The 12,201-nt window shown below is 60.0% G+C and carries 15 protein-coding genes and 1 pseudogene; 11 read left to right on the top strand and 5 right to left on the bottom strand.

Annotated elements, in window-relative coordinates; translation table 11 throughout:
- Positions 1 to 9 precede the first annotated feature (9 nt).
- Entirely contained in the window at positions 10 to 432 is a 423-nt protein-coding gene (locus A8O26_RS05295) for a phasin family protein (protein WP_064117079.1), read from the bottom strand.
- A 249-nt stretch (positions 433 to 681) separates the two neighbouring features.
- The gene (locus A8O26_RS05290) at positions 682 to 957 is read right to left on the bottom strand and encodes a polyhydroxyalkanoic acid system family protein (protein WP_064117078.1); all 276 of its coding nucleotides are present in this window, start codon (positions 955 to 957) and stop codon (positions 682 to 684) included.
- Positions 958 to 1,111: 154 nt separating this feature from the next.
- On the opposite strand from A8O26_RS05290, the gene ubiE reads away from it, so the two are divergent.
- From ubiE to A8O26_RS30555, 11 genes and pseudogenes are all read left to right on the top strand, one after another.
- Complete coding sequence (gene ubiE, locus A8O26_RS05285) at positions 1,112 to 1,882, top strand: bifunctional demethylmenaquinone methyltransferase/2-methoxy-6-polyprenyl-1,4-benzoquinol methylase UbiE (protein WP_008080626.1); 771 nt, start codon at positions 1,112 to 1,114, stop codon at positions 1,880 to 1,882.
- Positions 1,882 to 2,505, top strand: coding sequence for a ubiquinone biosynthesis accessory factor UbiJ (locus A8O26_RS05280; RefSeq protein ID WP_064117077.1), 624 nt, complete (start codon positions 1,882 to 1,884; stop codon positions 2,503 to 2,505). Before ubiE ends, A8O26_RS05280 begins: the two co-directional genes overlap by 1 nt.
- Positions 2,502 to 4,106: a ubiquinone biosynthesis regulatory protein kinase UbiB gene (ubiB, locus tag A8O26_RS05275; protein WP_064117076.1), complete on the top strand. Its 1,605-nt coding sequence runs from the start codon at positions 2,502 to 2,504 to the stop codon at positions 4,104 to 4,106. Before A8O26_RS05280 ends, ubiB begins: the two co-directional genes overlap by 4 nt.
- Before the next feature lie 81 nt (positions 4,107 to 4,187).
- Positions 4,188 to 4,589 (top strand): phosphoribosyl-AMP cyclohydrolase, encoded by a 402-nt coding sequence (hisI, locus tag A8O26_RS05270; protein ID WP_064117075.1) that lies wholly within the window; start codon positions 4,188 to 4,190, stop codon positions 4,587 to 4,589.
- The gene (locus A8O26_RS05265; RefSeq protein WP_007909355.1) at positions 4,582 to 4,914 is read left to right on the top strand and encodes a phosphoribosyl-ATP diphosphatase; all 333 of its coding nucleotides are present in this window, start codon (positions 4,582 to 4,584) and stop codon (positions 4,912 to 4,914) included. The genes hisI and A8O26_RS05265 overlap by 8 nt, the downstream gene beginning before the upstream one ends.
- A gap of 25 nt (positions 4,915 to 4,939) precedes the next feature.
- Complete coding sequence (locus tag A8O26_RS05260) at positions 4,940 to 5,221, top strand: twin-arginine translocase TatA/TatE family subunit (RefSeq protein ID WP_003220847.1); 282 nt, start codon at positions 4,940 to 4,942, stop codon at positions 5,219 to 5,221.
- Between the two features lie 10 nt (positions 5,222 to 5,231).
- On the top strand, positions 5,232 to 5,684 hold the full coding sequence (gene tatB / locus A8O26_RS05255) for a Sec-independent protein translocase protein TatB (protein ID WP_064117074.1): 453 nt from the start codon (positions 5,232 to 5,234) through the stop codon (positions 5,682 to 5,684).
- Positions 5,681 to 6,472: a twin-arginine translocase subunit TatC gene (gene tatC / locus A8O26_RS05250; RefSeq protein WP_016984605.1), complete on the top strand. Its 792-nt coding sequence runs from the start codon at positions 5,681 to 5,683 to the stop codon at positions 6,470 to 6,472. The genes tatB and tatC overlap by 4 nt, the downstream gene beginning before the upstream one ends.
- Positions 6,469 to 7,176, top strand: coding sequence for a 16S rRNA (uracil(1498)-N(3))-methyltransferase (locus A8O26_RS05245; RefSeq protein WP_064117073.1), 708 nt, complete (start codon positions 6,469 to 6,471; stop codon positions 7,174 to 7,176). The genes tatC and A8O26_RS05245 overlap by 4 nt, the downstream gene beginning before the upstream one ends.
- A gap of 90 nt (positions 7,177 to 7,266) precedes the next feature.
- Positions 7,267 to 8,328 (top strand): annotated as a pseudogene (locus tag A8O26_RS30560) (methyl-accepting chemotaxis protein); the annotation flags it as partial.
- Entirely contained in the window at positions 8,311 to 9,183 is an 873-nt protein-coding gene (locus A8O26_RS30555; protein WP_437339875.1) for a methyl-accepting chemotaxis protein, read from the top strand. The pseudogene A8O26_RS30560 and the gene A8O26_RS30555, both read left to right, overlap by 18 nt.
- 154 nt (positions 9,184 to 9,337) lie before the next feature.
- Here the strand turns inward: A8O26_RS30555 and A8O26_RS05235 are convergent, their stop codons facing one another.
- The 3 genes from A8O26_RS05235 to A8O26_RS05225 all read right to left on the bottom strand — a co-directional run bounded on the left by A8O26_RS05235 (position 9,338) and on the right by A8O26_RS05225 (position 11,951).
- The gene (locus A8O26_RS05235; protein ID WP_064117071.1) at positions 9,338 to 10,072 is read right to left on the bottom strand and encodes an amino acid ABC transporter ATP-binding protein; all 735 of its coding nucleotides are present in this window, start codon (positions 10,070 to 10,072) and stop codon (positions 9,338 to 9,340) included.
- The gene (locus tag A8O26_RS05230; RefSeq protein WP_034152979.1) at positions 10,065 to 11,024 is read right to left on the bottom strand and encodes an amino acid ABC transporter permease; all 960 of its coding nucleotides are present in this window, start codon (positions 11,022 to 11,024) and stop codon (positions 10,065 to 10,067) included. The genes A8O26_RS05235 and A8O26_RS05230 overlap by 8 nt, the downstream gene beginning before the upstream one ends.
- Positions 11,025 to 11,153: 129 nt before the next feature.
- Entirely contained in the window at positions 11,154 to 11,951 is a 798-nt protein-coding gene (locus A8O26_RS05225; protein WP_034152980.1) for a transporter substrate-binding domain-containing protein, read from the bottom strand.
- Positions 11,952 to 12,201: the final 250 nt, after the last annotated feature.

Below are 12,201 nucleotides of genomic sequence, written 5' to 3'. Positions count from 1 at the left end.
CCGTTCTCCTTAAGATTTACGCGCGACGCGTTCGAGCAATGCCGTCAGCTCATCGAGCTTAGCAGAGAGTGTCTCAACGTCATGTTTAGACGGAATGCCGATACGATTCAAGGCGCTTGCTACGCGGGAGTCGAACGCCTTCTCGACCTTGTCGAGCTGAACTTCGACGCGACCTTTGAAAGAGCTCACTTCGCCCTTCGCTTCATCGATCTCGGCGTTGGCCGCTTCGAGTTTTTCGGTGACGGCTTTTTTGCCTTTCTTTTCAACAGTTTGACCAGCTTTGATCAGCTCTTGAAAGTACTCGCCGCCCTCTTGGCCGACCTTGGCGTAGGCACCCAGGCCTGCCAGCCAGATCTTGCGGGCATAGGATTTGACGTCGCTCAGAGCAGAAGTCGAAGCGTCGATTTTTTTCTTCAAAATTACTTTGGCCATGGTGCACCTCACGCGCAGAAGGTTTGAGGAACTGCCCGCGAAAGTGTCGGGCTCAGGCACAAAGTAGGTAGAAAAATTAGAAACGGCACCCTAACAACTGACATGAACCTCTGGCCGTACACAAAACAAATGTGGGAGCGAGCCTGCTCGCGAAAGCGGTGTATCAGTCAATATTCGAGTCGATTGACGCACCGCTTTCGCGAGCAGGCTCGCTCCCACAGGGGATCTCGGGTTACCGCAAAGTCGTGATCAGACCAGGGCTTTATCGAGGGCCTTCTCGATCTCGGCTTTGATCATGCCGCTCATGGCCGACATCATGATGCCCAGCTCAACGTCGACCTTGATCGAATCGTCCGCCACCTGCACCGCGCCTTTGACGCCCGAGCGCTTGAGGTTCAGGGTGTCGCCGGACCATTGCGGCTCCAGGCCATATTGCTCGGAGAGTTTCTGCGCCAGTTTGTCGGCCTTCTCGCGGGCCGCTTCCTTGCCCAGATTGTGAGCACGCTCAACAGTGATTTTGGCCATTGCATGACTCCTGATTTTTTAATGGGTGTCGGTAAATCTTGACCGCTGCTGCGGCAAATCGTCCCGAAGGTCGCCCATCTTACCTTTAGCCATTCCAAGACAAAGCATGGCTTGGGGATTAGAATGTCGCGCATTCTCTTTTGGTGACAGCGATATGACTGATCAGCGCAAAGGCAGCGATGCCGAACCCACCACGCACTTCGGCTTCAAAAACGTTCCGGAAAGCCAGAAAGCGGAAAAAGTCGCTGAGGTTTTCCACTCGGTAGCCGCCAAGTACGACCTGATGAACGACCTTCTGTCGGGCGGCATGCACCGTCTGTGGAAGCGTTTCGCGATCGAACTGTCGGGCGTGCGCAGCGGTAACCGCGTGCTGGACATCGCCGGCGGTACCGGTGACCTGACCAAAAAATTCTCGCACCTGGTCGGCCCGACTGGTCAGGTGGTGCTGGCCGACATCAACGAATCGATGCTTAAGGTTGGCCGTGACCGCCTGCTCGATCTGGGTGTCGCCGGCAACGTCGAATTCGTTCAGGCGGACGCGGAAAAACTGCCGTTCCCGGACAACCATTTCGACTGCGTGACCATCGCCTTCGGCCTGCGCAACGTCACGCACAAAGAAGACGCCCTGCGTTCGATGCTGCGTGTGCTCAAGCCTGGCGGTCGTTTGCTGGTGCTGGAATTCTCCAAGCCGACCAACGCACTGATGTCGAAAGCCTACGACGCCTATTCGTTCGCCTTCATGCCGTTGATGGGCAAGCTGATCACCAACGACTCGGAAAGCTATCGCTACCTGGCCGAATCGATCCGCATGCACCCGAATCAGGAAACCCTGAAGTCGATGATGGTCGATGCCGGTTTCGACCGCGTGACCTATCACAACATGACCGCAGGCATCGTCGCCCTGCACCGTGGCATCAAGCCCTGATGTTGCTCACCGGGCTGCTCGCCAGCGTTGAACTCGGCCTCAACCGGGTGCTGCGTCTCGACAGCACGGCGCTGCCGCGGCTGGCGCATTTGACCGGCAAAGTAATTGCCGTCGACTGCCGCAGCCCGGCGCTGCAACTGTTCATCCTGCCGAGCGACGAAGGTCTGATGCTAGCCTCACACTGGGAAACCGGCGTCGACTGCACCCTGCGCGCGCCGGCCTCCAGCCTGATCAAACTGGCCGTGAGCAAAGACAAGACCGCGGTGTTGCACGCCCCGGAAGTCGAACTCGATGGCGACAGCGGCGTGCTGCTGGAGCTGGCCGGCGTGTTGCAGGATCTTGAGCTGGACTGGGAGTACGAACTCTCGCGCTGGCTGGGACCTGTCGCCACGCAACTGATCGGTGGCCATCTGCGCAGTCGCGCACGCTGGTATCAACAAGGATTTGCCAGCCTCAACCAGAACCTCGCCGAATACCTCGCCGAAGAATCGCGCACCCTCGTCGGGCAGCGCGAAGCCGAAGCACGGTTCAGCGAACTGGACCGGATCAAACTTGATCTGGAACGTCTCGAGGCGCGTTTCGAGCGCCTTTCCCGATCCCTCGACCCAAGCGATAACGCATGAAGCTGCTTGCCGTCCGCCGTCTGTTGCGCATCCAGCGCGTCGTGATCCGCTACCGCCTCGATGACCTGCTGTTCGATCTGCCGTTGCCGTGGTTTCTCCTCGCATTGCGCTATGTGTTGCCGTGGCGCTGGTTCCCGCGCAAGCCGCTGGACCTGAGCCGCGGTGCGCGTCTGCGCCTGGCATTGCAGGATCTCGGGCCGATCTTCATCAAGTTCGGGCAGATTCTTTCGACCCGCCGTGACCTGCTGCCGGAAGACATCGCCGATGAGCTGATGCACCTGCAGGACCGCGTGCCTCCGTTCGATTCGCAGCTGTCGATCAAGCTGATCGAAGAGCAGCTCGGCAAGAAAATCAGCGACGTGTTCAGCCGTTTCGACGTTGAACCGCTGGCTTCGGCTTCGGTGGCGCAGGTGCATGCCGCGCAGCTGAAAACCGGTGAAGAAGTCGTGGTCAAGGTGATTCGCCCGGGCCTGAAACCGATCATCGCGCAGGATCTGGCGTGGCTGTTCATCCTCGCCCGCGCCGCCGAGAAGGTGTCTGCCGACGCACGTTTGCTGCACCCGGTCGACGTGGTCCAGGACTACGAAAAAACCATCTACGACGAACTCGATCTGTTGCGCGAGGCGGCCAACGCCAGCCAGTTGAAACGTAACTTCGAAGGTTCGCCGCTGCTGTATGTGCCGCAAGTCTATTGGGACTGGTGCCGGCCGAAAGTGCTGGTGATGGAACGCATCTACGGCATTCAGGTGACGGATCTGGCGACCCTCGCCGATCAGCGCACCGACATGAAAATGCTCGCCGAGCGTGGCGTGGAGATTTTCTTCACCCAGGTGTTCCGCGACAGTTTCTTCCACGCCGACATGCACCCGGGCAACATCTTCGTCAGCACCGTCAATCCGTGGAGCCCGCAGTACATCGCGATCGACTGCGGCATCGTCGGCAGCCTGACCCCGGAAGACCAGGATTATCTGGCGCGCAACCTGTTCGCGTTCTTCAAGCGTGACTACCGGCGTGTGGCGCAACTGCACATCGATTCGGGCTGGGTGCCGGCAGAAACCAAACTCAACGAATTCGAAGCGGCGATCCGTACCGTGTGCGAACCGATCTTCGAAAAACCGTTAAAAGATATTTCATTTGGCCAGGTGCTGATGCGCCTGTTCCAGACTGCGCGGCGCTTCAACATGGAAGTGCAGCCGCAGCTCGTCCTGCTGCAAAAGACCCTGCTGAACATCGAAGGCCTCGGCCGTCAGCTGTATCCGGACCTGGATCTGTGGAACACCGCGCAGCCGTTCCTCGAACGCTGGATGCGCGAGCGCGTCAGCCCGAAAGCCTTGCTCGGCAACGTGCAGAGCCAGTTTGAACAGCTGCCGCATCTGGCCAACATGGCCCGCGATCTGCTCGAACGCATGTCGCAACCGCACGCCTACGACCCGCCACCACCGTGGCACAAACGCAAGGACGACTGGTTCCTGCGCCTGCTCGGTTGTGCGCATCTGGCCGGCGGGGTGATCCTCGCCATCGGTGGCCAGCTCAACGAGTTGGGGCATTGGCCGGCGGGAATCATGGTGGCAGTCGGCTTGTATCTGGTCGTTCGCCGATAGCCAGTTTCGTGATCGGCTGGCACACTGTTTCAATGCCTGAACCCGACTATTGAAGTGTGGGGTTCGCTGTCGGAGTCGAAAATGAACAACTGGCTGGACGAGATCAAATGGGACGCTGATGGCCTGGTGCCGGCGATTGCCCAGGATCACAAGACCGGACGCGTGCTGATGATGGCCTGGATGAACCGCGAAGCGCTCGAACTGACCGCCGCGGAAAACCGTGCCATCTACTGGTCACGTTCCCGTGGCAAGCTGTGGCGCAAGGGCGAAGAGTCCGGCCATGTGCAGACCTTGCATGAGATGCGTCTGGACTGTGACGCCGACGTGATCATCCTGATGGTTGAACAGATCGGCGACATCGCTTGCCATACCGGCCGTCAAAGCTGCTTTTACCGTGTCTTCGAAAACGGCGACTGGAAAACCGTCGATCCGGTGCTGAAAGACCCGCACGCTATCTATTCCGCAGGACACAAACATGAGTGACACCCTGACCCGCCTGGCCGAAGTGCTCGAAGAGCGCAAAGGCGCAGCCGCCGACAGCTCGTATGTGGCTAGTCTGTATCACAAGGGTTTGAACAAGATTCTGGAGAAAGTCGGCGAAGAGTCGGTCGAAACCATTATTGCCGCCAAGGACGCCGCCATCAGCGGCGACTGCAGCGACGTGATCTACGAGACCGCCGACCTGTGGTTCCACAGCATGGTCATGCTCGCCCAACTGGGGCAGCATCCGCAGGCCGTGCTGGATGAACTGGATCGCCGCTTCGGCCTGTCCGGACACGTCGAGAAAGCCTCGCGTCCGTCCGCCTGAACAATTTTTAGAGAGGAACAGCAACATGGGCATTTTTGACTGGAAACACTGGATCGTCATTCTGGTTGTCGTGGTGCTGGTGTTCGGCACCAAGAAACTGAAAAACCTCGGCACCGACGTCGGCGAGTCGATCAAGGGCTTTCGCAAAGCCATGAACGACGACGAGAAACCGGCCGCTGATCCAACCGTGACGCCTGCGCAGCCGGTGCCACCGGTGCAGCCGCAAGCCACCGCTCAGGCCAACCCGCCGCACACCATCGACGTGCAGGCGCAGAAAGTCGAAGAGCCGATCCGCAAAGACGTGTGAGCACTGACTAATGTTTGGTATCAGCTTCTCTGAACTGCTGCTCGTCGGCCTCGTTGCCCTGCTGGTGCTCGGCCCCGAGCGTTTGCCGGGCGCTGCGCGTACCGCTGGCCTGTGGGTCGGACGGCTGAAGCGCAGCTTCAACGCGATCAAACAGGAAGTTGAACGTGAAATCGGTGCCGACGAGATTCGTCGGCAACTGCACAACGAGCACATTCTGTCGCTGGAGCAGGAAGCGCGGAAGATCTTCAGCCCGGTTCAGCAAGAGCCGACGCCGGTTGAGCATGTGGGCGAGCAGACGATTCACAACGTCGCCGCTCCGACTGCACCTGCAACTGCAGCTGTTGTAGCGCCGACAGAACCGGCGCCTGTTGCCGCAGAAGCTTCGGTTGAACACGTAGCCCCAACCGCCGCGCCGATCACACCAGCGCCTCACGACCCTACTCTGCCGCCGCGAGCCCCATGAGCGATCTCCCCGAAAACGACCAGCACATGCCGCTGGTTTCGCACCTCACCGAGTTGCGCACCCGCCTGCTGCGTTGTGTGGCGGCGATCTTCATCATCTTCGCCGGGCTGTTTGCGTTTACCCAGCAGATCTACACCTTCGTCTCGACGCCGCTGCGCCAGTACCTGCCGGTCGGCGCGACGATGATCGCCACCGACGTGTCGTCGCCGTTCCTGACGCCGCTTAAGCTGACGATGATGGTCTCGCTGTTCCTCGCGATCCCGGTGATCCTGCATCAGATCTGGGGCTTCATCGCGCCGGGCCTGTACAAGCATGAGAAGCGCATCGCGGTGCCATTGCTGGTGTCGAGCATCCTGCTGTTCTACACCGGCATGGCGTTCGCCTATTACTTCGTGTTCCCGCTGATCTTCAAATTCTTCGCTGCGGCCACCCCGGCCGGCGTGGAAATGATGACCGACATCGCCAGTTACCTCGATTTCGTCATGACGCTGTTCTTCGCCTTCGGCGTGGCGTTCGAGATTCCGGTGGCTGTTGTGCTGCTGGTGTGGATCGGCGTGGTCGACGTCAAATACCTGAAGAAAATCCGCCCGTACGTGATCATCGGCTGCTTCGTGGTCGGCATGATCCTGACGCCGCCGGACATCTTCTCGCAGACCCTGCTGGCCGTGCCGATGTGGATGCTGTTTGAAATCGGCATTCTGTTCGGTGGCCTGATCAGCAAGCGCGAACGCCCGGACGAAAACCCGGCCGACGATCACAACGATCAGCCGCCAGCGACCCAGGCATGAACCTGCTGTTGCTCGAAGAGGCTGATTTCATTGCGGCCGACCGTGTGGTGCTGCGTGATCGCCGCTTGACACATATGCAGGAGGTTCACCGCTCGGAAGTCGGTGACAGCCTGCGCGTCGGCCGCATCAACGGGCTGATGGGCTCGGCTGAGTTGCTGCGCCTGGAAGCGGGTGAAGCCGAGCTGCGCGTTAGCCTCGATCAGCCACCGCCGGCCAAGCTGCCGCTGACCCTGGTGCTGGCCCTGCCGCGCCCGAAGATGCTCCGTCGTGTGTTCCAGACCGTGGCGACCATGGGCGTGCCCAAGGTGATTCTGGTCAACAGTTATCGGGTCGAGAAGAGCTTCTGGCAGACGCCGTTTCTTGAGCCTGAAGCCATTCGCGAAAATTTGATCCTCGGCCTCGAACAGGCCCGCGACACCGTGCTGCCGGAAATCATCATCGAGAAGCGCTTCAAGCCGTTTGTGGAAGATCGCTTGCCCGCCATCACCGAAGGCACTCTGGGCCTCGTCGGCCATCCCGGTAACTACCCGCCATGCCCGCGCGCCCTCAGCGAACCAGTCACTCTGGCCATCGGCCCTGAAGGCGGCTGGATCCCCTACGAAATTGATCTGCTGGCCAAGTCCGGCCTGCAACCGGTGCAACTCGGCGAACGCATCCTGCGCGTCGAAACCGCCGTCACCGCCCTGCTCGCCCGCCTGTTCTGATTCTCCGCACCAGATAAATGGTGTTACAGATTGCCATCATTCGGCCGATACCCTCCCCATAAGTCCAATTAGTGGTCGGGGAGTCGTCGCATGTACCGTTGGTTAGCCGAGAATCTTGGGAACGTCAGCGTCAAACGCAAGCTGGGAATCGGTTTCGGCCTGGTGCTGTTGCTGACACTGTTGATCACCTTCACCGGCTGGACCGGCATGAGCGGCATTATCAGCCGCGGGGACAAACTCGGTTTTATCTCCAGCCTTAACGAGCTGACCAAGGACCTGCGCCTGGCACGTCTGGACTATGAAGCGCGCCGTGGCGAACAAGGTCCGGGGGCGGTCACCGATCTGCTGAACAAACTCGACAGCGGCCTGCAAACTGCGCGCAGCCTGATTGAACAGCCGTCCGACGCGGCGATGGTCGATCAACAACTGGCCGCCGTTGCCGAATACAAGCGCGCCTTTGCCGACATGACCCAGGCCACGGTGCAACGCGAAGACGCCCGCAGCAAACTCGGCGCCAGTGCCGACAATGCCGTGGCAAAAGTCGCCGAAGTGGAAAAATCCATGCTGGCCGGTGACAGCGTCGCGCAGTTCAACAGCGTCATCGAGCTGAGCAAACTGCTGCAACAGGCGCGCTATCAGGTGCGCGGCTACACCTACAGCGGCAAGGCCGATGCCGAGCAACCGGCGCTGGACGCCATCGACAACGCCCTGAAAAACCTCGACAGCCTGCCGGCCAAATTGCCAGAGCAGCACATCGCCAACCTGCAACAGGCTACCGATTCGATCAAAGCCTATCGCGCCGCGGTGGCGCAGTTCCGCGACTCGCAGGTCAACAACGCCAAGGCTGCAGCGCGCATGTCGACGCAGGGCGACATCCTCATCGACGTCAGCAAGAAGCTCACCGAATCGCAAACCGTGGTGCGTGACACCGATGCCGCACATGCCAAGAACATGTTGATCATCGCCACTCTGCTGGCCGTGGCGTTCGGTCTGCTCGCCGCTTGGGCGATCACTCGCCAGATCATCATCCCGCTGAACCAGACCCTGAAAGTCGCCGAGCGCGTCGCCGCCGGCGACCTGACCCACAATCTGGTTTCGCAGCGTCGCGACGAACTCGGTCAGTTGCAACGCTCAATGCAAAGCATGACCCAAGGCCTGCGCGAGTTGATCGGCGGGATCAGCGATGGCGTCACGCAGATCGCCAGCGCCGCTGAAGAACTGTCGGCGGTGACCGAACAGACCAGCGCCGGGGTCAACAATCAGAAGATCGAGACCGATCAGGTCGCCACCGCCATGAACGAAATGGCCGCCACCGTGCAAGAAGTCGCGCGCAACGCTGAAGAGGCTTCCGAAGCCGCTGTCGCCGCTGACCAACAGGCCCGCGAGGGCGACAAAGTCGTCGGCGAAGCCATCGCGCAGATCGAGCGTCTGGCCGTTGAAGTCGGGCATTCCACCGAAGCCATGGGCGAACTCAAGCGCGAAAGCGACAAGATCGGCAGCGTCCTCGACGTGATCAAATCCGTGGCCCAGCAAACCAACCTGCTGGCCCTTAACGCGGCCATCGAAGCGGCGCGCGCCGGTGAAGCCGGCCGAGGTTTTGCGGTGGTTGCTGACGAAGTTCGCAGCCTCGCCCAGCGCACACAGAAGTCCACCGAAGAAATCGAACAACTGATCGTCGGCTTGCAGAACGGCACCCAGCAAGTCGCGACGATCATGGACAACAGCCGCACCCTGACTGACAGCAGCGTTGAACTGACCCGTCGCGCCGGTGGCTCGCTGGAGAGCATCACCCGTACCGTGTCGGCCATTCAGGCGATGAATCAGCAGATCGCGGCGGCCGCCGAGCAGCAGAGCGCGGTGGCTGAAGAGATCAACCGTAGCGTGCTGAATGTGCGGGACGTATCGGATCAGACATCGGCGGCGAGTGAAGAGACCGCGGCGTCCAGCGTTGAGCTGGCGCGGTTGGGCACTCACCTGCAGATGCTGGTGGGTCGATTCAAGGTTTGAGGTGATCCGAAAACCTCGATCCATTCAGAATCGAGGTGATGCCTTCGCGAGCAAGCTCGCTCCCACAGGATTTGTGTCGATCACAAAGGTTGTATTCGACCCATTCACTGTGGGAGCGAGCTTGCTCGCGAAGGCTTACTGACAGGCGCTGAAATTACAGAACCTGGCGCAGGAAGGCCTGCGCACGCGGATCCTTCGGCGCATCAAAGAACTCTGCCGGCGCCGCATCTTCCAGCAATTTGCCGTGATCGAAAAACAACACCCGATCCGCCACTTCCCGGGCGAAACCCATCTCATGGGTCACGCAGACCATGGTCATGCCTTCCACGGCCAGGTTCTTCATCACATCCAACACCTCGCCGACCATTTCCGGGTCGAGCGCCGAGGTTGGCTCATCGAACAACATCACCTTCGGCTCCATCGCCAGCGCCCGGGCAATCGCCACGCGCTGTTGCTGACCGCCGGACAGGCGTGACGGAAACTCGTTGGCCTTCTGCGCGATACCGACCTTTTGCAGCAACTCCATCGCCTTGGCCTCGCGCTCTTTCTTGCCGCGCTTGCGCACGACTTTTTGCGCCAGACAGAGGTTTTCCAGCACGGTCATGTGCGGAAACAGGTTGAAATGCTGAAAGACCATGCCGACTTCACGGCGGTAGGCATTGACGTCGGTTTTCGGGTCGGCCAGTTGCAGGCCATCGATGCTCACCGAGCCGGAGTCGAACTCTTCCAGGCCATTGAGGCAACGCAGGAAGGTCGACTTGCCGGAGCCGGACGGGCCGATCACCACCAGCACTTCGCCCTTGGCCACCGTGGTGCTGACGTTATCCACCGCGCGCACCACTTGCCCACGGGTGTCGAAGACTTTTACCAATTCGCGGACTTCAATCACTTTGCGCGAGCCTCCGCTCAAGCCGGCTGGCGATTTTCGACAGCGGCAGGTTGATCAACAGGTAGAGGCCGGCAACGCAGAACAGGATTTCGAACGGCGAAAACGACGTGGTGATGACTTCACGGCCGCTTTTCAGCAGCTCAGTGATGGCAATCACCGACACCAGCGAGGTGTCCTTGACCAGACTGATGAACTGCCCGGCAAGCGGCGGCAGCACGCGTTTCAGCGCTTGCGGCAGAACCACGTGGCGCATCGACTGACCGGCACTCAGGCCGAGCGAGCGCGCCGCTTCGTTCTGGCCACGGGCAATCGATTGCACGCCGGAACGGATGATCTCCGCCACGTAGGCGCCGGTGAACAGCGACAGCGCGGCGATCCCGGCAAACTCGCGGGACAGGTTCATCACCGTGCCGATGAAGAAGTAGAAAATGAAGATCTGTACCAGCAGCGGCGTGCCGCGCACCAGTTCGACGTAGATCGTCGACAGGTCGCGCAGGGTCGGGTTGTTCGACAGACGGCAGAGACCGGTGACCAGACCGATCAGCAATCCCAGAATCCCGGAAACAACTGACAGCCAAAGCGTTGTCCACAGCCCCCACAGCAGCGGTCCTGCCGCCCAATGTCGAGTGACACCCACGACGTCGCCTTCGGCCACATCGTCGCCCTGAGCGAATTGCAGACTGTTCTCGTCGACCGTCAGGTGCTGCTCGTCACCGGCGTCATTGCGCAGGGTGACTTGCGCGCTACTGCCCTTGCGCACCAGCTCAGTGACAGTGGAAATGTCGGTGGCACGCTGGGTTTCTTCGGCCTGGTAGGCGAAGTACTGCGGCACGCGGTTCCAGCGCCATTCGTAGGACATCAGCGACGTCGCGTAATACAACGCGCCGGCCAGGCCGACCAGCACCAGCACGGTGAGGACGTGCCAGGGCCATTGGGCTTTTTTCTGTTTCATTGCAGGTTCCGGATTTTGTGTTGCTCTGGAGGGCCCCTTCGCGAGCAAGCTCGCTCCCACAGGGGAATGCATTCCAATGTGGGAGCGAGCTTGCTCGCGAATGGGGCGACTCGGTCTATCTGACCGGGCTTATTCCATGTCCTTGAGCCACTCGGTGCTCTTGAACCACTTGTCATGGATGCGATCGTAGGTGCCGTCTTCGTGGATCTGGTGCAGGAAGTTGTTGATGAAGTTGAGGCTGTCGTAGTCGCCCTTCTTCAGACCAAACGCCAAAGGCTCGTAGGTAAACGGCTTGTCGAGGAACACCAGTTTGCCGGCGCCGACCTTGGTCACCGCGACCACGTTGTACGGGGCGTCGTAGATAAAGGCGTCAGCCTTGCCGTTAACCACGTCGAGCACGGCTTCCTGCTCGTTGTCGTAGCCGTGGTACTTGGCTTTGGAGATCAGCTTCTTGGCAACCATCTCGCCGGTGGTGCCGAGCTTGGAGGTGATGCGGTAGTCGGCGGTGTTCAGGTCTTTATACGACTTGATGGTGCCTTCCAGTTCCTTGCGGATCAGCAGGGTCTGGCCGACAACGATGAACGGTTCGCTGAAGTTCAGGCGCAGGTTGCGCTCCTGAGTCAGGGTCATGCCGCTGCCGATCATGTCGAACTTGTCGGTCATCAGCGCCGGGATGATGCCGTCGTAACCGGTGGAGACCAGCTCCAGCTTGACGCCCATGGCCTTGGACATGGCTTTGAGGATGTCGACTTCGAAACCGATGATTTCGCCGCGCTTGTTGGTCATTTCGAACGGCATGTAGGTCGGATCCATACCGACTTTCAACGTGCCACGCTTGACTGCGTCATCGATCGCGCCGGCCTGCGCCGCATTGACTGCAACCAGTGCCGTGACGCCGACCAGCAGCATCGACAGATACTTCTTCATCTTCAAGTCCCCAAAACCATTGCGTGTGCGGCGCGAAAACCAACAGTGACGGGCAAAAAAGCCCGGGTGCGCCAATTCGGGGACGGATGCTAACGCACTCGTTTTTTTGCACAAGGTTTAATGGACGATTTGTTTAACAATCAAGAGCTACCCCCTCACCCCAGCCCTCTCCCGGAGGGAGAGCGGGCCGACCGGGGGATGCTTCAGGGGTACGCCGACCTGAATCGGATTTGCCGAATCCATAATCGAC

Source organism: Pseudomonas fluorescens (genome assembly GCF_001648775.1).
Lineage (GTDB): Bacteria > Pseudomonadota > Gammaproteobacteria > Pseudomonadales > Pseudomonadaceae > Aquipseudomonas > Aquipseudomonas fluorescens_M.
This window is presented reverse-complemented; position numbering and strand designations above follow the sequence as displayed.